Source organism: Jannaschia marina (genome assembly GCF_013404595.1).
GTDB lineage: Bacteria > Pseudomonadota > Alphaproteobacteria > Rhodobacterales > Rhodobacteraceae > Jannaschia > Jannaschia marina.
Window position 1 is genome coordinate 159,631 of record NZ_JABVAX010000007.1, and the last position, 19,223, is coordinate 178,853.

The 19,223-nt window shown below is 65.7% G+C and carries 21 protein-coding genes; 3 read left to right on the forward strand and 18 right to left on the reverse strand.

Annotated features, from left to right (window positions below):
- The first annotated feature begins 63 nt into the window (after positions 1–63).
- From phaZ to HSX43_RS13350, 3 genes are all read left to right on the forward strand, one after another.
- Entirely contained in the window at positions 64–1,389 is a 1,326-nt protein-coding gene (gene phaZ, locus HSX43_RS13340; protein WP_179380637.1) for a polyhydroxyalkanoate depolymerase, read from the forward strand.
- Entirely contained in the window at positions 1,389–1,973 is a 585-nt protein-coding gene (locus tag HSX43_RS13345) for a DUF6151 family protein (protein ID WP_179380638.1), read from the forward strand. The genes phaZ and HSX43_RS13345 overlap by 1 nt, the downstream gene beginning before the upstream one ends.
- A 176-nt stretch (positions 1,974–2,149) precedes the next feature.
- Positions 2,150–3,241: a PAS domain-containing sensor histidine kinase gene (locus tag HSX43_RS13350; protein ID WP_235962650.1), complete on the forward strand. Its 1,092-nt coding sequence runs from the start codon at positions 2,150–2,152 to the stop codon at positions 3,239–3,241.
- Positions 3,242–3,400: 159 nt separating this feature from the next.
- On the opposite strand, the gene HSX43_RS13355 is transcribed toward HSX43_RS13350, so the two are convergent.
- The 18 genes from HSX43_RS13355 to rplO form a co-directional block, all read right to left on the reverse strand.
- Entirely contained in the window at positions 3,401–4,150 is a 750-nt protein-coding gene (locus HSX43_RS13355) for an amino acid ABC transporter ATP-binding protein (RefSeq protein ID WP_179380683.1), read from the reverse strand.
- A gap of 43 nt (positions 4,151–4,193) precedes the next feature.
- Positions 4,194–5,492, reverse strand: a complete 1,299-nt coding sequence (locus HSX43_RS13360) for an amino acid ABC transporter permease (RefSeq protein WP_179380639.1) — start codon at positions 5,490–5,492, stop codon at positions 4,194–4,196.
- Position 5,493: 1 nt separating this feature from the next.
- Positions 5,494–6,786: an amino acid ABC transporter permease gene (locus HSX43_RS13365; protein ID WP_179380640.1), complete on the reverse strand. Its 1,293-nt coding sequence runs from the start codon at positions 6,784–6,786 to the stop codon at positions 5,494–5,496.
- 153 nt (positions 6,787–6,939) lie between these two features.
- Positions 6,940–7,959: an amino acid ABC transporter substrate-binding protein gene (locus HSX43_RS13370; RefSeq protein ID WP_179380641.1), complete on the reverse strand. Its 1,020-nt coding sequence runs from the start codon at positions 7,957–7,959 to the stop codon at positions 6,940–6,942.
- Between the two features lie 229 nt (positions 7,960–8,188).
- Entirely contained in the window at positions 8,189–8,899 is a 711-nt protein-coding gene (locus HSX43_RS13375) for an ATP12 family chaperone protein (RefSeq protein WP_179380642.1), read from the reverse strand.
- The gene (locus tag HSX43_RS13380) at positions 8,896–9,558 is read right to left on the reverse strand and encodes an HAD family hydrolase (RefSeq protein ID WP_179380643.1); all 663 of its coding nucleotides are present in this window, start codon (positions 9,556–9,558) and stop codon (positions 8,896–8,898) included. The genes HSX43_RS13375 and HSX43_RS13380 overlap by 4 nt, the downstream gene beginning before the upstream one ends.
- On the reverse strand, positions 9,551–10,594 hold the full coding sequence (locus tag HSX43_RS13385) for an RluA family pseudouridine synthase (protein WP_179380644.1): 1,044 nt from the start codon (positions 10,592–10,594) through the stop codon (positions 9,551–9,553). The genes HSX43_RS13380 and HSX43_RS13385 overlap by 8 nt, the downstream gene beginning before the upstream one ends.
- On the reverse strand, positions 10,594–10,956 hold the full coding sequence (gene crcB, locus HSX43_RS13390; RefSeq protein WP_179380645.1) for a fluoride efflux transporter CrcB: 363 nt from the start codon (positions 10,954–10,956) through the stop codon (positions 10,594–10,596). Before crcB ends, HSX43_RS13385 begins: the two co-directional genes overlap by 1 nt.
- A gap of 19 nt (positions 10,957–10,975) precedes the next feature.
- Positions 10,976–12,304, reverse strand: a complete 1,329-nt coding sequence (locus tag HSX43_RS13395) for a replication-associated recombination protein A (protein WP_179380646.1) — start codon at positions 12,302–12,304, stop codon at positions 10,976–10,978.
- 46 nt (positions 12,305–12,350) lie between these two features.
- On the reverse strand, positions 12,351–12,938 hold the full coding sequence (locus tag HSX43_RS13400) for an acyl-homoserine-lactone synthase (protein ID WP_179380647.1): 588 nt from the start codon (positions 12,936–12,938) through the stop codon (positions 12,351–12,353).
- A gap of 78 nt (positions 12,939–13,016) precedes the next feature.
- Positions 13,017–13,610 carry a helix-turn-helix transcriptional regulator gene (locus tag HSX43_RS13405; RefSeq protein WP_235962651.1) on the reverse strand — a complete coding sequence of 198 codons (594 nt, stop codon included), beginning with the start codon at positions 13,608–13,610 and terminating at the stop codon, positions 13,017–13,019.
- 323 nt (positions 13,611–13,933) lie between these two features.
- Positions 13,934–14,353 (reverse strand): 50S ribosomal protein L17, encoded by a 420-nt coding sequence (rplQ, locus tag HSX43_RS13410; protein ID WP_179380649.1) that lies wholly within the window; start codon positions 14,351–14,353, stop codon positions 13,934–13,936.
- Positions 14,354–14,464: 111 nt separating this feature from the next.
- Positions 14,465–15,481, reverse strand: coding sequence for a DNA-directed RNA polymerase subunit alpha (locus tag HSX43_RS13415; protein ID WP_179380650.1), 1,017 nt, complete (start codon positions 15,479–15,481; stop codon positions 14,465–14,467).
- A 118-nt stretch (positions 15,482–15,599) separates the two neighbouring features.
- Complete coding sequence (gene rpsK, locus HSX43_RS13420) at positions 15,600–15,995, reverse strand: 30S ribosomal protein S11 (protein WP_179380651.1); 396 nt, start codon at positions 15,993–15,995, stop codon at positions 15,600–15,602.
- Positions 15,996–16,010: 15 nt separating this feature from the next.
- Complete coding sequence (gene rpsM / locus HSX43_RS13425) at positions 16,011–16,379, reverse strand: 30S ribosomal protein S13 (protein WP_179380652.1); 369 nt, start codon at positions 16,377–16,379, stop codon at positions 16,011–16,013.
- Positions 16,380–16,584: 205 nt separating this feature from the next.
- Positions 16,585–17,169 (reverse strand): adenylate kinase, encoded by a 585-nt coding sequence (locus HSX43_RS13430; protein ID WP_179380653.1) that lies wholly within the window; start codon positions 17,167–17,169, stop codon positions 16,585–16,587.
- A complete protein-coding gene (gene secY / locus HSX43_RS13435; protein WP_179380654.1) occupies positions 17,166–18,524 on the reverse strand; it encodes a preprotein translocase subunit SecY in 1,359 nt (452 codons plus the stop codon). Before secY ends, HSX43_RS13430 begins: the two co-directional genes overlap by 4 nt.
- 108 nt (positions 18,525–18,632) lie before the next feature.
- Entirely contained in the window at positions 18,633–19,100 is a 468-nt protein-coding gene (rplO, locus tag HSX43_RS13440) for a 50S ribosomal protein L15 (protein ID WP_179380655.1), read from the reverse strand.
- Between the last annotated feature and the right edge of the window lie 123 nt (positions 19,101–19,223).

Here is a 19,223-nt window from a genome sequence, read left to right on the forward strand (position 1 = left end):
CGGGCCATGTTTCACAGGGGATGCCACGGCCAACCCCCTGACCGCCATACGGGAGTTCCGCAAATGCGCTTCATGCTTGCCTACGACATGATGGAAACCGCGCGGAACGCGAACGCTTGGCTCGGCGCGACAGCACGCACGCTTGGCAGCTTCCCCGCGACGGCGATGGCTCCGCACCCGGGTTTCAAGATGCTTTCCGCCTGGGGCGAGGTGACCGAGCGCAGTTTCGCGCGCATGAACGTGAAGCCCGACTGGAACATCGCGCCCGTCCCGGGTGACGATCAGCGTGACCATATCGTCGAGATCGAGACCGTGGTCGAACGCCCCTTCGGCGATCTGATCCACTTCGGCGTGCAGGGCCGTGCGCCGATGGAGCGGCGAATCCTTCTCGTCGCGCCGATGTCCGGGCACTACGCCACGCTGCTGCGCAGCACGGTCGTCTCGCTCCTGCCCGACGCCGACGTCTGGGTCACCGACTGGCACAATGCGCGCGACATTCCCGTCTCCGAAGGCAAGTTCGACATCGAAGACTATACCCTCTACCTCGTCGATTTCATGAGGGAGCTCGGGCCCGACATCAACGTCATCGCCGTCTGCCAACCCGCGCCCCTGACGCTGGCCGCGACCGCCCTTCTGGCCGAGCAGGAGCCCGAGGCCCAGCCCGCCACGCTCACGCTGATCGGCGGGCCGATCGACCCCGACGCCGCCGCCACCGACGTCACCGACTTCGGCCGCCGCGTCACCATGGGTCAGCTTGAGCAATCGATGCTCCAGCGCGTGGGCTTCATGTACGAGGGCGTCGGCCGCATGGTCTATCCAGGGCTTCTCCAGCTGACCTCCTTCATGTCGATGAATGCCGAGAAGCACGGCACCGCGATGTGGAACCAGGTCCTCGCCGTCGCGCAGGGCACCGCCTCCGACCACGACAAGCACAACAAGTTCTACGACGAGTACCTCTCGGTCATGGACATGCCGGCCGAGTTCTACCTCTCGACCGTCGAGCGCATCTTCAAAGGCCTAGAGATCGCCCAGAACCGCTTCACCGTGAAAGGCCACCACGTCGACATCGGCAAGATAACCGACGTGGCCGTCAAGACGGTCGAGGGCGGCAAGGACGACATATCCGCCCCCGGCCAATGCGTCGCGGCCCACGACCTTCTGACCGGACTGCCGGACCGGATGAAGGCCAACTACATCGAGCCAGACGCGGGCCATTACGGCATCTTCGCCGGCGGCAGCTGGCGGCGGAATATCCGGCCTCTCGTGCTCGACTTCATCGACGCGAACACCGGTCGGCACCCACGCAAGGGTAAGGCGAAGCCGCGTCTGCGCAGCGTCGCGACCGGCACGCCCGATGCACCGATCGGGGACGGCAAGGTCGCGATCTGATGGCGGCGGAGGGCGAGACCCTCGGCTTCGCCTGCACCTGCGGCCGCCTGCGCGGCGAGGTGCGCGACGTCTCGCCCGCCGCCTACACCCACATCGTCTGCCACTGCCGCGACTGTCGCTCGGCCTATACTCACCTCGGCCTCGCCGACCCGGAGAAGGTCGGCATCCTGCAGACGACGCAGGACCGTATCCGCATCACCGAAGGCGGCGAGCACCTGCGGGTCTTCCGCCACACGCCGAAGGGGGCGCTGCGCTGGTTCGCGACCTGCTGCGACACGCCGCTGTTCTATACCCCGCTGAAGGCGCGGCTCGTACATGTCGGTCTCAATACGGACCGGCTCGAAACTCCGGACGCCGTGGGCGAACCAGTGGCAGAGGCCTATATCCCAGCGCCCGGCGGCAAAGTGAAGAACCGCGGGCTCGGGCGCATGGTCGGCCGCATGGTGACCAGGATGGCCGCCAAGAACCTCAGCGGGGAATGGCGCGACACGCCCTTCTTCGAGGAGGATGGCACGCCCGCCCGCGCGCCACGTGTCCTCAGCCGCGAGGATCGGGCCGCCGCTCTGATGGGCGTGGGTCGTTAGCCCCGATCGTTATAAATTTCTGAAAATATTCAATACTTTGCCATGGGGTTGCCACAATCACGCCCCGGGTCTTAATCCGTTCTTAAGACCTGGGGCGGCAATGTGACGACGTGGCGGAGAACCCGTCGGACCAGAGCGGGAGAACCCACGCGTCCTGCAAACCTTTGGGTATTGTCATGCTCGAAAACCTCGATCCCGAAAGCCTGGTCTGGCGCATCACGCCCGACCTGCTCGCCGTCACCGACGCTGACGGCATCTTCAAGCGCACGAACCCCGCGTGGCTCGAAACGCTCGGGCGTATGCCGGACGACATCGAAAGTCGGCTTTTCTTCGATTTCGTCCATCCCGACGACATCGCCAAGACGGCCAAGGCCTTCGTCGACATTCAATGCGGCCGCCCAATCCTCGGCTTCGAGAACCGTTATCGCCACAAGGACGGAAGCTACCGCTGGCTGTCCTGGAACGCCGTTCCCTGCGACGGCGTCTATTATTGCTCCGCCCGCGACGTGACCCGCGCGAAAGAGGACGAATCCGTTCGCGCCCGGCAGGCAGCCGAAGCGCAGTTACGGGAGCAGTTTATCTCGATCCTCGGGCATGACCTGCGCAATCCGCTGGCCGGGGCCGCCTGCGCGATGGAGTTCCTGCGTGACCGGGAGGAGCTGAGCGACCGGGGGCACATCGTCCTCGGCACGGCGGAAGAGGCGTTGCAGCGCATGTGCCGTCTCATCGACGACGTGCTCGACTTCGCCCGCGCCCGTCTCGGCGGCGACATCGGGATCGAGACCCAACAGGGCGTCGCCCTGCGCCACGTCCTCGCCCATACGGTCGCCGAGCTTCGACTGGCGCACCCCGAAACGACGTTCGAGGAGATCTATGCCTTCGCCGATCCGGTCACCTGTGATCCCGATCGCATCGCGCAGGTCATCTCGAACCTTCTTGCCAATGCCGTCTTCCACGGCGAGCCGGGTGGAACCGTGCGCATCCACGCACGGGACATCGGTGCCGACCTCTCGATCGCTGTGACGAACCGCGGCGGTCAGATCCCCCCGGCGGTGAAGGCCCTGCTCTTCGAGCCCTTCAAACGCGCCGAACCCGGCAGCAGCCAGAACGGCCTCGGTCTCGGTCTCTTCATCTCCAAGCAGATCGCCGACCGCCACAGCGGCGACATAGAGGTGATCTCGGGCGACGGCGAGACGACCTTCACCCTGCGCCTGCCCCGCGGTCCGCGCCTCGTCGTTCCTCAGGACACCCTGCGGGTCTGCGCCTGAGCGGCGAAGCCAACCCGACACGCACCGCGGCGCGCGCGCCTTCGTATAGACGCCTCCACCGTGGTGGCGACGGCACGCGGGTCGATACGCAAAAACGCCGAGGCACGGCCCCGGCGTTCGAGATGGAAAAACTGCCCCGAGACCGGGGCAGTCCGACGATCAATGCCCGAGAATCTGGCTCAGGAATAGCTTGGTGCGGTCGTTCTGAGGGCTGGTGAAGAACGGCTCCGGCGCGTTCTGCTCCACGATCTGGCCCGCGTCCATGAAGATCACGCGGTTCGCGACCTGACGGGCAAAGCCCATCTCGTGGGTCACGCAGAGCATGGTCATCCCCTCCTCGGCGAGCTGGATCATCGTATCCAGCACCTCCTTGATCATCTCGGGGTCGAGCGCCGAGGTCGGCTCGTCGAAGAGCATGATCCGCGGTTTCATGCAGAGCGAGCGCGCGATGGCCACCCGCTGCTGCTGACCGCCCGAGAGCTGGCCGGGGTACTTGTTCGCCTGATCCGGGATCTTGACCTTCTCGAGGAAGTACATCGCCGTTTCCTCGGCTTCCTTCTTCGGCGTCTTGCGCACCCAGATCGGGGCCAGCGTGCAGTTCTCGAGGATCGTCAGATGCGGGAAGAGGTTGAAGTGCTGGAAGCACATGCCGACCTCGGACCGGATCTTGTCGATGTTCTTGAGATCCGACGACAGCGGCACCCCGTCCACGACGATGGAGCCCTGCTGGTGCTCCTCGAGCGCGTTGATGCAGCGGATCAGCGTCGATTTCCCCGAGCCCGAGGGCCCGCAGATGACGATGCGCTCGCCGCGCTGAACCGTCAGGTCGATGTCGCGCAACACGTGGAACTGGCCGTACCACTTGTTCATGTTGCGGATCTCGATGGCGACCTCGTCGGAGACGGTCATTCCACCCGGGTTGGTATCGGTCATAGCCATGGGTCAGGCCCCCTCAACGATGGTCGGTTCGCAGCTGGCGCTCGAGCCATTGCGAATATTGCGAAATGCCGTAGCAGACGACGAAGAAGAGCACGCAGGCCGCGGCCCAGAGCTCCCAGTAGACGCCGACCCAGGCGGTCGACGACAGGATCGGGCCCCGGATCATGCCCACGAGGTCGAACATCGAGATGACCGAGACCAGCGTGGTATCCTTGAAGAGGCCTACGGCCACGTTCACGATGCCCGGGATCGAGATCTTGAGCGCCTGCGGCAGGATGATGAGCCGCATCGCCTGCGGGTAGTCGAGGCCAAGGCTGTCCGCCGCCTCGTACTGCCCCTTGGGCAGCGCGGCGAGGCCGCCCCGGATCACCTCGGCGATATAGGCCGAGGAGAACATGGTGATCATGATGATCACCCGCACGATCAGGTCGAAGTTCGTGCCCGGCGGCAGGAAGTAGGCCAGTACCACGTTCGCCACGAAGAGAAGCGTGATGAGCGGCACGCCCCGCACGAACTCGATGAACACCACGCAGAAGCCCTTGACGATCGGCAGGCGCGACTGCCGGCCGAGCGCCAGCACGATGCCGATCGGGATCGAGAGCGACACGCAGACGAGGCCGAGGATCATGTTGAGCATGAAGCCCCCCATCTCGCGCGACGGCACACTGGTGATCCGCAGCCAGCCGGGCTCTTCCGAAGCGACGAAGTCCCCGATGAAGGCGACGATCGCGAAGGCGACGAGCCCGATGGCGAGCCCCGCGACGAAACCGAAGCGCTTCTCGCCCTCCTTGAAGGCGAAGAAGGCCGCGACGAAGGCGAGGAGCAGGAAGATCGGCGTGATGGCCGTGCCCCCCCAGATCAGCCAGAAGGCCACGAAGGGATAGAGCGCCGTGAAGACGAGCATCCAGCGCGGCAGCTTGAAGAAGAGCACCGGCGGCACCGCCAGGAAGAGCAGCGCAAAGGCGAGCGTCGGCCGCCAGTAGAGCTCGCTCGGGTACTGGAACCCGAAGAGGAGCTGCGCCCAGCGCTCGCGGAGGACGGCGAAGCAGCCGCCGCCGTTGCCCTGCAGCACTTCGCGGCAATCCCGGATCGACGCGCCCTCCCAGGTGCCGTTGACGATCCAGGGGATCAGACCCGACAGCAGGTAGAAGATGATGAAGACGCCGATAACGGTCATGATCGTGTTTACGACGCCCGAGAAGAGGTTCTCCCGCATCCATTTGACCACCCCCGTCTCGGCCGCGGGCGGGGGCGCGGGCGGGATCTCGGAGTCGCGGACGAAGGCGACGGAATGTGCGTGTGCGTCACTCATGTCAGCGCTCCTTCAACTTCACGGAGTTGTTGTAGACGTTCATGATCGCCGAGATGGCGAGGCTGAAGGTCAGGTAGAACGCCATCAGGAGCAGGATGCACTCGAGCGCGCGGCCCGTCTGGTTGAGCGTGATGCCCCCGAGCGTGCCCGTGAGGTCCATGTAGCCCACGGCAATGGCAAGCGAGGTGTTCTTGGTGATGTTGAGATACTGCGAGATGAGCGGCGGGATGATGACCCGGAGCGCCTGCGGCAGCACGACGAGCGACATGATCCGGCGCGGGCGCAGGCCCAGTGCGGCGGCCGCTTCGGTCTGGCCCTTGGAGACGGCCAGGATGCCGGCGCGCACGTTCTCGGCGATGAAGGCCCCGGTGTAGATCGAGAGCGCGAACCAGAGCGCGAGCAGCGGGTTCTGAAGGACGATCCCGCCCCGGAAGTTGAAGCCCTGGAGGGTCGGTATCTCCCATCGCAGGCCGAGGATCCAGAGCGTCACGGCGATGGGCACGATCCAGGCGGCAGCCGTGAAGTACCAGGTTTTCGGCCTGATACCGGTGGTCAGCTGCTGGCGCGACGCCCAGACGGAGATTCCCTTGGCGATTGCGAAGGATGCCAGAAGGACGCCGAACACGATCAGCCAGTTGGCCGATGACGTGACCTCCTGCGCGACGAGTGTCGATACCCCGTCGACTTCGACGGCCGCGGGCTCCTGTGCGCCGATGCCCTCGGTGAAATAGGGTCGTGGAATGTAAACGCCCCGGTTTGTCGCCGCGACGACCCCGAAGAGGGGCGAATAGGCTGCATCCTCGCCGCGATATTCGCGGGGTTGCGGCAGGACGTTGGCCGCGACCGTGAAGATGATGATGATCCAGATCAGGACGGGGATGTTGCGGAAGATCTCGACGTAGATCGACATGAGCTTCCGGATGATCCAGTTGTTCGAGAGCCGGAGGACACCGGCGATCACGCCGAAGACCGTAGCTGTCGCGCAGGCGAGGAAGGCCACGATCAGCGTGTTGATCGCACCCACGATGGACGCGCGCAGGTGCGACGACTGGCTGTTGTACTCGATCGGCCGCTGGCCGATGTCGTAGCCGGCCTGATCCTGCAGGAATCCGAAGTTGATTCCGACTTCCTGCAGTACCGGATTGTTGATCGCATTGTTGATGAGCCAGCCGAAGCTGAAGATCAGTGCAAGGAGCGCGATGAACTGGAAGGTATAGCTGCGATAGCGTGTGTCGTTGATCAGCTGCCCGATGCGAAAGCCATCCGCCTGCGGCGGGTCTGTCATCGTGGTCATTCTGTTTTCCCCGTGTTCCCCTGGTTTCCCGGACGCGGGCCGTTCAGCCTCTCATCCGCGGGGTCGTTCGTCGCCCCGCCCTCTTCCCAGAGAATTATTGTATGCCGGATGGAAGAAGGGCGCGGATCGCTCCGCGCCCTCCGGTGCCGACCCTTAGCGGAAGGGCGGCGAGTAGATCAGGCCACCGTCGGTGTACTGTGCGTTCAGGCCGCGGGCGAGGCCGATCGCGGTCGACTCGCCGATGTTGGTGTCGAACACCTCGCCGTAGTTGCCGACGGCAGCGATGGCGTTCTTCGCCCAGGTGGCGTCGAGGCCGATCATCGCGCCGAGCTCACCCTCGGTGCCGAGCAGGCGGTTGATCTCGGGGTTGTCGCCCGGGGATGCGGCCATTTCCTCGACGTTGTCCTTGGTCACGCCAAGCTCTTCGGCCGAGATCATGGCGTTCAGCGTCCAGCGGACGATGTCCGCCCATTCGCTGTCGCCGTGACGGACGAGCGGGCCGAGCGGCTCTTTCGAGACGACTTCGGGCAGGATGACGCTGTCGTCGGGAGCCTCGAAGCCCGCACGCTGCGCGGCCAGGGCCGAACGGTCAGTCGTGTAGACGTCGCAGGCACCGGCCAGATACTGCTGGACGGCCTCGGCGCCGGTCTCGATCGGGACGGGCTCGTAGGACATGCCGTTCACGCGGAAGAAGTCCGCGAGGTTCAGCTCGGTCGTGGTGCCGGTCTGGATGCAGACCGTCGCGCCGTCGAGCTCGGTCGCCGAGGAGACGCCGAGGTCGGCAGGCACCATGAAGCCCTGACCGTCGTAGTAGTTGACGCCGACGAAATCGAACTTGAGGTCCGTGTCGCGCGAGAAGGTCCAGGTCGTGTTCCGGGCCAGCATGTCGATCTCGCCCGAGGCGAGCGCGGTGAAGCGCGTCTTGCCGGTGGTGGGAACGAAGGTCACGGCCTCCGGATCACCCAGGACGGCGGCGGCGACGGCACGGCACACGGCCACGTCGAAGCCCTGCCACACGCCGTTCGCGTCGGGCTCTGCAAAGCCCGGAACGCCGGTGGTCACGCCGCAGTTCAGCGAGCCGCGGGCCTTGACGTCGTCCAGCGTCGCGGCGGATGCGCCGGCGGCGGCCAGACCGGCGAAAGCCAGCGTGCCGAGAAGTACGGAATTCTTCATTGAGTTACCTCTTCCTGATGAACCGCCCGACCCCTTCAGCGGGCGGACGGCACCGCCCCGTTGATCGGCGCGGTTGGTTTTGGTGTGAGGATGTGGACCCCCCTCACTGACCGGGAGGAGACTTGATGAGTTTCCGAAGGTCAAGGGACGATGCCGCCAAACCGGGCATCTGCCTGCGCTTTCATCGCGGAAAGGGGGCCGGATGCGCGCCGCTTGGGCGGAATGCTCCTCAGCCAGCGCGCAGAAGTGTCAAATAGCGATGGGCCTGTGCGAAGGCGGCCTGCTTCAGGGCGATGCGTGCGGCCTCCTCGGCGTCCTCGCCCCATTGCTCGGCCTGCCAGGTCTCGTCCATCCTGCTCAGCGGCCAAAGCGCTTCGGGATCGTGCCCCTCCATCGCCGCGAGGCCCAGAATCAGGCTGCCCGAGAGCGTCACGAACTCCGACAGCGCCGTCAGTTCCCAGGCCGTCATCGCATCGACCCGGGCGCGCAACGCCTCGATCGCGTTCGCGGGCTGCGTGACATGCATGACACCCTGCGTCGTATCGAGCCGCGCGCCCAACGTCGCATCGGCCCAGTCGAGCATCGGATCCCAGGCCGCCTCCTGCCGCGCGACAAGCGCCTCCGGCCCCGCCGCGCGGTAGCACAGAAGGTCCGTGCCGCCGTATTCGGCCAGGTTCGCCGCCACCTCCGCGCGTTGCGGCACGACCTTGTCGAGCGTCGCGTTGACCGCGCGCATGAGCGGCATGGACGTCGGGTCGATCATTTCGGCCTGTGCGTCCCATTCGGCGGCGACGCCTTCGGCCAGCGCGCGGGACGGCATGGCCACGAGCGTCTTCAGCGGCGTGCGCACCGGACGTCCGTCGAGCGCGACCGAGAACCCGGCCTCCCCCGGCTCGACCGAGGCTCCGGTCCAGAACCGCTTCGCTTTCCATTCCGTCATCGCTTCGTCTCGATCATATAGTCCGCAAGCGCTTCGAAGTCCGAGAAGACACGCTCAGCCCCGGCGGCGTAGAGCCGCGCGGCGGGTTGATACCCCCAGTCGACGCCGATCGGACGGACGCCGGCCGCCTGCGCCATCTGCATGTCGAAGACAGTGTCCCCTACGAGAGCCGCGTTCTCGGGGCTTACCCCCGTCTCGGAGAGCGCCCGGTGGATCATCGTCGGGTCGGGTTTGGACGGGTTGTCGTCGGCGAGTTGCACGGTGGCGAAATAGGCATGCCAATCCATGGCCTCGAGCACATGTTCGACCCCGCGCCGCGACTTGCCCGTCGCAAGGCCGAGCGTGATACCCGCGCGATGCAACTGTCGAAGTGCCGTCTCCGCGCCCGGAAAGATCGGCGGCTCCTCTTCGCTGTCGAGCATGTTGAAAAACCGGAGACGGTAGCTCGCGATGATCTTCGCGCGCAGTTCCTCGTCGCCGCCGGGGGTCAGCACCTCGACCATCATCGGGAGCGACAGGCCGATCATGGCGATGATGGAGGCCGGGTCCGGCTCCGGCGCGCCGGCCGACAGGAACGCGAAGCGCATGGCACCGCAGATCTGCGCCGCCCCGTCGACGAGGGTGCCGTCGACGTCGAAGAGTATGAGTGAATCAGTCATCGTCGTGCTCCGCGAAGGGGTCGACGGGCACGTCGAGGCCGTCCCAGCCCATCATCTTCCAGGTCCGTTCCATATGCTCCGGCAGGGGAGCCGTCAGGTTGAGCCGCGCCCCCGTGATCGGATGCGTCAGGCTGAGCGATCGGGCATGGAGGTGGAGCTTGCGGCTGACCTCGCCGCCAAAGCTCGCGCCCCAGCCGTCGCCCATGTTTTCCTGCCCGGATCCACCGTATTTTCCGTCGCCCACGATCGGATGCCCGATTTCGGCCATGTGGGCACGCAGCTGATGCGTCCGCCCGGTCACCGGCACCAGCGCGACCCAGGCCCCGCGCGAGCCCAGCGTGTCGAGCACCGCGTAGTCCGAAGTCGCCCGTTTCGCGCCCTTCACCTCTTCCACCTCGTCGGGATGGATGCAGCGCATCTTCTCGCCGCCATCCCCCCCGCCCCCGGCCTTCACGAGGCCGTAGCGGATGGTGCCCATGCGCGGGCTCGGGGTGCCGGCAACGGCCGCCCAGTAGATCTTGCGCGTCTCGTGATCGCGGAACGCCTCCGAGAGCTGCGCCGCAGTCAACCGATTGCGCGCCATGAGCATGATACCCGAGGTGTCCTTGTCGAGACGATGGACGAGGCGGGGCTGCTCGTCGCTGTCGAATCGCAGCGCATCGCCCAGCCCGTCGACGTGCCGCGTCTGGCCCGAGCCACCCTGGCTGGCGAGCCCCGACGGCTTGTTGAGCGCGAGGATGTGATCGTCGCGGTAGATCACGCAGGCGCGGATCATCTCGGCGTCCGCCCGCGCGACCTTCTCGCGCCGGGGCGCGGCCGGAGCCCGCCCTTCGGGCAGCGGCGGCACGCGGACCTGCTGGCCCTCTTCGACGCGGGTGTTCGCCTTCACGCGGCCACCGTCGACCCGGATCTCTCCCTTGCGGCAGGCCTTCTCGACGTTGCCCTGGGTCAACTGCGGAAAGCGGCGTTTCAGCCAGCGATCCAGTCGCTGTGCGCCCTCGCCGGTCGCCACGGTAATCGTCTGAACGCCACTCATCAAAAGCTCCTTGCAAGCGCAAGTCCCGCGGCAATCGCCAGAAGCGACAGCCCGACCGAAAGCGAAACATACAGGATCGCCTGCACCGGTTCATTGCGCTGGATCAAATCGAGCGTCTCGAGCGAGAACGCCGAAAACGTGGTAAACCCGCCCAGCACGCCCGTCAGCAGAAAAGGCTGCCAATGGGGGAGGTCCGCACGCAACGTCAACACGACCGCGAGCCCCATCAGGAAACTGCCGAGCACATTCACCGTCAGGATGGCGACCGGAAAGCCCTCGCGCAGGAGGGCCGTGCCGACGAGAAAGCGCAGGCTCGCACCGAGAGCGCCTCCGAGCGCGACCGAGATCAGGGATGAGATCATTGCCGGGTCGTCCGCACCGTCACGTCTTGCCCCGCTTCGCCCGCTGCTCCACCAGCCAGTCGACGCGCCGCCCGAGCTCCCGCTCGAAGCCCCGGTCTACGGGAACGTAGTAGACGGGCCGCTTCATGCCGTCCGGGAAGTAATTCTGTCCCGAAAAGCCGTCGGTCTGGTCGTGATCGTACTGGTAGCCGGCACCGTAGCCTTGCTCCTTCATCATCCGGGTCGGCGCGTTCAGGATGTGCTTCGGCGGCGGCTCTGACCCGGTTTCGCCCGCCTGCTTCACCGCCGCCTTGAAGGCCACGTAGCCCGCGTTCGATTTCGGCGCGAGCGCCAGGTAGACCACCGCATTGCCGAGGGACTGATCGCCCTCGGGGCTGCCGAGGCGCTCGTAGGTCTCCCAGGCCTGAAGGCAGAAGGCCTGCGCCTGCGGGTCCGCGAGGCCGATGTCCTCGACGGCCATCCGGGTGATGCGCCGCATGAGATAGCGCGGATCCTCGCCCCCCTTGAGCATCCGCCCGAGCCAATAGAGCGCCGCATCCGGGTCGCTGCCGCGCACCGACTTGTGCAGCGCGGAGATCAGGTTGTAGTGGCTGTCGCCCGACTTGTCGTATTGCGCCGCGCGCCGTTGCAGCCGCGCCGAGAGCGTGGCCCGATCGACCGGGCCGTCGACCGTCCAGGCCGCGACCTGCTCCACGAGATTGAGAAGCGCGCGCCCGTCGCCGTCGGCCATCTCCTGCAGGGCCTCGCGCGCATCGCCGTCAAGCGGCAGCTTCGCCCCCAGCTCCGCCTCGGCCCGCTGGGTCAAGAGCTCCATATCGCGCAGGCTCAGGCGCTCGAGCGTGAGCACCTGCGCGCGGCTCATTACGGCGGCGTTCAGTTCGAAGGAGGGATTTTCGGTCGTCGCCCCGACGAGCGTGATCGTCCCGTCCTCCATATGCGGCAGGAAACTGTCCTGCTGCGCCTTGTTGAAGCGATGGATCTCGTCGACGAAGAGGAGCGTCCCCGTCCCGTTCGCGCGGCGGTTCCGCGCCGTCTCGAACACCTTCCGCAGATCGGCGACACCGGTGAAGATCGCGCTGATCTGGACGAAATGCAGCCCGGTCCGGTCGGCCAGCAGGCGGGCGATCGTCGTCTTGCCCACACCGGGCGGCCCCCAGAGGATAAGGCTCGGCAACGGCCCCCGGAGCATGACCGTCAGCGCACCTTCCGGGCCGAGCAGATGCCCCTGCCCGATCACCTCCGTCAGCGCGGCGGGGCGCAACCGATCGGCGAGTGGGCCGGGTCGGGGTGCCGCGGCCTCCCCGGCCGGTGCGGGGGCCGGACCGACGGTGTCGAACAGATCTGCCATACAAGGCATCTAGTCATTTGCGGCCGGCGGATAAACCCATGCGGGATCAGTGCATCTTCGTCGCCATCGAGATGTTGACGCAAACCGATTCCGAGCCGCCGATGTCCATCACCGGTCCAGCCGGCACGCAATCGAGCCCGACGCGGCGCGCCAGCCGCGGCGAATTGGCGGGGATGAGCCCCAGCACCGACGTCGCCCCGAGTTCCCGCGCGGATTGCACCATCTGCGCGATCAGCTGCATCTGCACGCGCAGCCGCATCTTGGCCGGTACGTCGTCGCAGACGAAGACGCGGCTCGACTCCCAGACGTGTCCGGCGACCGGAGCCTCGTCGTACAGAAGATCCGAGGGTATCGTCTCAAGAAGGCCCTGCTGCGCGTCGCGGATCATGTAGGAATAGATCCCGCAGCGATGCGTGGTCGGCGTCAGCCGCACGCCGGCGAGGATGCGCCCGAAATCGTGGACCGCGACCCAGCGGCTCGCGGGGGTGTCGTATTGGTCGAACTCCATCCCGTCCGCCTGCGGAAGGTCCCACTGCGCCTGCTCGATGAAGGTCCGGTGGCGCGCCCGCAGCAGATCGGTGAAGAGCGATCCGTGCGCGTGGAGGTTCTGGAACGAGAGCGTAGTAACTTGCATGGGACTTCTTCCTCTGCCGGGTTGCCGTAAACACCTGGGGACCGGGGATTTCTCGCGATGTGAGGAGCGGGCTGCCGTCTATATCAACCTGAACTCTCGTGCCATTCTCAATGCCTCAGCCGTGGTTTTCGCGCCCAGACGATCCCGGGCGGCGGAGAGTCGCGCCTTGAACGCGCTTTCCGAAATTCCAAGCTTGCCCGCCGCGGCGGCATGGCGAAATCCTTCGCCCACAAGCCGCAGCGCCTCGATCATAGCAGGCGTCAGATCGTCGGGTGGCTCGGTCACCTCATGCAGCGCCTGCGCGATGTCGGCGGCCTCTGCCATCTCGTCTTCGGTGAACTCCCGGTCGGCGCGGGCGATGCCGACGATGGTGCGCGACGTGATCTTGCCGCAGGAGGCCACAGCCCCGAAGGTGAGCCCGTGCTCCGCCGCCTTGGCCATCACGCCGAAGGGATCGGGCAGGTTGATCTCGGACCAGCGGATGTAGCCGGTCTTGCTGATGCCCCAGAAGACCAGCGGATCGCGCAGGGCGTAATTGTTGTCGACGTAGAGATCCTGCCACGCCTGCGGATACGTGCTGCGCATGTAGAGCGGCGACGCGAAGCGGATGTGCACGCCGGCCGTATAACCGGCGGGAGCCATCTCTTCGAGGCGTTGCAGGTATCTGACCATGAGGCGTCGTCTCTCGGACATGTCTTTTTAGACAGGGTGGCAGAATGTGCGTCAACAGCGTTCACCGCCACTTCATCGCCACAAACGTTAACAGACCGTAAACGTCACATGACATTCGGCAAATCGACGTCGCGGAAGCGGGTTCGCGGGAACCGTAACACTCCCTATTTAGTTAAAAATGCTACCAATTCGTCGCTCGCGCCCCCGCGCGGGATTGTCGCAGGGCGGGATGCGTCCTCGCTCGGGACGATCACAAGCCGTCTTCGAAACGAGAAAGGCCCCACCGGTACCGGCGAGGCCTTCTGACAGGTCGTTTCGGTGGCTCAGCCCTCGATGGCATCCTCGGCTTCGAGGCGCGCGCGATCGGCCGCACCCTTGGCGTCGACGTCACGATCGACCAGCTCGATGATCGCCATCGGAGCCATGTCGCCGTAGCGGAAACCGGCCTTCATGACGCGAACGTAGCCGCCATGACGGTCGGCATAGCGCGGGGCCAGCACGTCGATCAGCTTCGAGACGGCGGCCTCGTCGTGCAGGCGCGAGGCCAGCAGGCGGCGGGCGTGCAGGTCACCGCGGCGGGCGAGCGTGATCATCTTCTCGACGATCGGGCGCAGCTCTTTGGCCTTCGGCAGCGTGGTCTTGATCTGCTCGTGCTCGATGAGCGAGGCAGCCATGTTCTTGAACAGCGACTTGCGGTGTTCGTGGGTCCGATTCAGGCGGCGGTATCCGCGGGCGTGGCGCATGTGTCTATCTCCAGTTTTATGCTTTGTCCGGGGCCGGTGCGTTGCCGGCCCCTCCTTGTTGGGGCGTCATTGCCCTTGTTGTGGTAGCGGGCGACGTATCGCCCACCGGCCTCAGAACTCGTTTTCGAACTTCTTGGCCAATTCCTCGATGTTCTCCGGCGGCCAGTCGACGATGTCCATTCCGAGGTGCAGGCCCATGCCGGAAAGGACTTCCTTGATCTCGTTGAGCGACTTGCGGCCGAAGTTCGGCGTGCGCAGCATCTCGGCTTCGGTCTTCTGGATCAGGTCGCCGATGTAGACGATGTTGTCGTTCTTCAGGCAGTTGGCCGAGCGGACCGAAAGCTCCAGCTCGTCCACCTTCTTCAGCAGAAGCGGGTTGAACTCGAGGTCGTCGGCGGCGCTGTCGGCACGGGCGGCTTCCGGCTCGTCGAAGTTGACGAAGACCTGGAGCTGATCCTGCAGGATACGGGCAGCGTAGGCCACCGCGTCATCGGGCGCGAGCGAGCCATCGGTCTCGAGCTTCAGCGTCAGCTTGTCGTAGTCGAGCACCTGGCCTTCGCGCGTCGGCTGAACCTCGTAGGAGACCTTCTTGACCGGCGAATAGATCGCGTCGATCGGGATCAGGCCGATGGGCGCATCCTCGGGCTTGTTCTTGTCGGCCGAAACATAGCCCTTCCCGGTGTTGACCGTCAGCTCCATGTAGAGATCGGCCCCGTCGTCGAGGTGACAGATCACATGGTCGCGGTTCAGCACCTCGATACCGTTCGTCTCGGAGATGTCGCCGGCGGTGACGACCATCGGGCCCTTGGCCGAGATCGAGACGCGCTTCGGCCCCTCGACTTCCATCTTGAGGCTGACGCCCTTCAGGTTCAGGACGATGTCGGTCACGTCCTCGCGCACGCCCGAGACGGACGAGAACTCGTGCAGCACGTTGTCGATCTGCACGGAGGTGATCGCGGCCCCCTGCAGCGACGACAGCAGAACGCGGCGCAGCGCGTTGCCGAGCGTCAGGCCGAAGCCGCGCTCCAGCGGTTCGGCGACGACGGTCGCCTGGCGCGCCGGGTTGTTGCCGGGGCGGACGTCAAGCTGCGATGGCTTGATCAGCTCTTGCCAATTCTTGTGGATCATATGCCCTGTCCTCCATTCTCGTCTCGCGCCGGGGCGGCGGGCGCGGACACTCGAGGCGATTAAACGGCTTCGGCAGGGGCCGCGCATGCGGCCCCTGCCCTGTCTTGTCCTGCGGGGATCAGACCCGGCGGCGCTTCGGCGGGCGAACGCCGTTGTGCGCGATCGGGGTCACGTCGCGGATCGCGGTGATCTGGAGACCGACGGCGGCCAAGGCGCGCAGCGCGCTCTCGCGACCGCCACCGGGGCCCTGCACTTCGACCTCGAGGGTCTTCATGCCGTGCTCCTGCGCCTTCTTGCCGGCGTCTTCCGCGGCCATCTGGGCGGCGTAGGGGGTCGACTTGCGCGAGCCCTTGAAGCCCATCGTGCCGGCCGAGGACCAGCTGATGGCGTTGCCCTGGACGTCCGAGATCAGGATCTTGGTGTTGTTGAACGAGGAATTCACATGCGCAACGCCGGCGGCGATGTTCTTGCGTTCCTTACGGCGGGGCGCGCCGCGGCGGGTATCACGTGCCATGTCTGTCGCGCTCCCTTACTTCTTCTTGCCGGCAATGGCCTTCGCGGGGCCCTTGCGCGTGCGTGCATTGGTGTGGGTGCGCTGGCCGCGCACCGGCAGATTCCGGCGGTGGCGCAGGCCGCGGTAGCAGCCGAGGTCCATGAGGCGTTTGACATTCATCTGGCGCTCGCGGCGCAGATCGCCTTCGACCGTCAGGTTCGCGTCGATGTACTCGCGGATCGAGAGCACCTCGGCATCCGACAGCTCGTTGACGCGACGCGTGCCGTCGACGCCGACGGCCTCGATGATTTCCTTCGCCTTCGACGGGCCGATGCCGGTGATGTAGGTGAGCGCTATCGGAACGCGCTTCCCCGTGGGGATGTTGACGCCTGCAATGCGTGCCAAATCAGGTATTCCTTCTTCGTTGCGGTTCCGTAATGCCAGAACCTTTTTTCACAACGGCCCGGGCGCGGCGCGCGTGGACCAAAATCAAACGACCGGGAATCACGGAAACCCGGCGGAGATTGCGACCTAGGGGGTCTTGACGGGCGCGTCAAGCGATGCGCCACGCCCTGTCAAGAAAAATCTGTCGGGTCTTTGCCGGTGCGGCTCAGGACCGATCGAGAACCGCGGCCACCTCGCCCGCCACGGTGTCGATCTCGCCCAGGCCGTCGACCGAAACGAGATCGCCTTTGGCCCAGTAGTAGCCGATGAGCGGCGAGGTCTTCTTGTAGTACTCCATCAGGCGCACACGCAGGCTTTCTGCGTTGTCGTCCGCGCGGACCGGCTCTCCCGCCGCTGCCGCCTCCCGCGCGCGGCCGACGATCCGATCGACGAGGATCTCGTCGTTCACCTGCAACTCGATCACCGCATCGAGGGTCGCCCCCTTGCGCTCGAGCAGCTCACCGAGGGCATCCGCCTGCGGCAACGTGCGCGGGAAGCCGTCGAAGATGAAGCCGCCGTTGTCGGCCCTGGCATCGAGCTTCTCCTCGATGAGCCCGATGACGATCTCGTCGGTGACGAGTTGACCGGCATCCATGATCGCGGCGACCTTCATCCCCATCTCGGTGCCGGAGGTCTTCGCCGCGCGCAGCATGTCCCCGGTGGAGAGCTGCACCATGCCCCGCTCCGCCTCGAGCTTGCGGGCCTGTGTGCCTTTCCCCGCTCCCGGCGGTCCCAGCAGAATGATGTTCATCGACGTGCGGCTCCCTTCTTCCGGCCGCGCTTCTTGCCGCGCAGCTGGCTCTTCTCGATCAGGCCCTCGTATTGATGGGCAAGCAGATGCGACTGGATCTGCTGAATGAAGTCCATGCCCACCGACACGATGATCAGGATCGACGTGCCGCCGAAATAAGCCGTGATCGCCAGTTCGTTGCGCACCATCTCGGGGATGAGGCAGACGAGCGCGAGGTAGCCGGAGCCGAGCACCAGCACGCGGTTCACCACGTATTCGAGATATTCGGCCGTGCGCTGGCCGGGCCGAATGCCCGGGATGAAGCCGTTCTGGTTCTTCAGGTTGTCCGCCACATCCTCGGTCTTGAAGGCGACGTTGTGGGTGTAGAAGTAGGCGAAGAAGATGATCATGCCCGCGAAGAACAGCAGGTAGAGCGGCTGCCCGGGGCCGAAATAGGCCGTGATCGTCGAGAGGACGGCGTTGGTCTGCTGGCCCGAGAAGGTCGAGATCGTCGTCGGCAGAAGCAGAAGCGACGAGGCGAAGATCGCCGGGATGACGCCCGAGGGGTTCACCTTGACCGGCAGGTGGCTCGACCCGCCGTCATAGACCTTCATGCCGACCTGGCGGCGCGGATACTGGATATGGATCTTGCGCAGGCTGCGCTCCATGAAGACCACGAAGACGAGCGTCGTCAGCAACATCACGATCACGCCCAGAATGACGGGCGTGGAGATCGCGCCCGACTGGCCCGAGGCGAAGAACTGCGCCAGCGCCGCCGGCAGCTCGGCTACGATGCCCACGAAGATGATGAGCGAGATGCCGTTGCCGATGCCGCGCGCGGTGATCTGCTCGCCCAGCCACATCAGGAACATCGTGCCGCCGACGAGCGTGATTACGCAGGACGCGATGAAGAACCAGCCCGGCGTGTGCACGAGGTTGCCCGACTGCAGCGATACGGCGAGGCCGTAGCCCTGCAATGTGGCGAGGGCCACAGTGCCATAGCGCGTGTACTGGTTGATCTTCTTGCGCCCGGGCTCGCCTTCCTTCTTCAGCTGCTCGAGCGCCGGCACCATCGCCGTCATCAGCTGCACGATGATCGACGCGGAGATGTAGGGCATGATGCCTAGGGCGAAGATGCCCATCCGCCCGATCGCGCCGCCGGTGAACATGTTCAGCACGCCGCCGAGGCCCTGTTGCGCCTGCTCGACGAAGTCGCGCAGGGCGATCGCGTCGATGCCGGGAACCGGGATGTAGGTGCCGAGACGATAGATGATCAGCAGGCCGATCGTGAACAGGATGCGCTGGCGCAGCTCTTTGGCCTTGCCGAACGCGCCCCAGCTCATGTTGGCGGCCATTTGCTCTGCGGCTGAAGCCATGCGAGCCCCTCTTTATAGCAGAGACGCCGCCCGACGGGTTTCCCCCGCAGGCGGCGTCAAAGGAAAACTTGGTTCCATGTAAGCGGACCGTCGCCCGCCTACAACCGATCAGGCGGCGGCGGTGTCCGCGACCGTGACCGAACCGCCCGCCTTCTCGACCGCCTCGATCGCGCCCTTGGACGCGCCGGTGACGGTGATCGTGGCCTTGGCGGTCAGCTCACCCTTGCCCAGAAGGCGGATGCCGTCGCGCTTGCGGCGCACGACGCCGGCCTCGACGAGGCTGTCCTCGGTGATGGAGCCCGCGTCGAGCTTGCCCGCGTCGATGAACTCCTGCAGCTTCGACAGGTTGACGACGGCGAATTCCTTGCGGTTCGGCTTGTTGAAGCCGCGCTTGGGCAGACGCTGGTAGATGGGCATCTGGCCGCCCTCGTAGCCGTTGATGGCCACGCCCGAGCGGGATTTCTGACCCTTGATGCCGCGCCCGGCGGTCTTGCCCTTGCCCGAGCCCGGGCCGCGGGCAACCCGCTTCTTCTTCTGGGCCGCGCCGGGATTGTCGCGCAGTTCGTTGAGTTTCATGTCGCTTCTCCTTTGCCGGACGCGCCCCCGAAGCGATGTGGGACGGACACGGCCTGATGATTCCGTTCATGCCCCGCGGGACACCGGGCGCGCCTACACGACCCGTCGCCCGCCCGCAAGGCC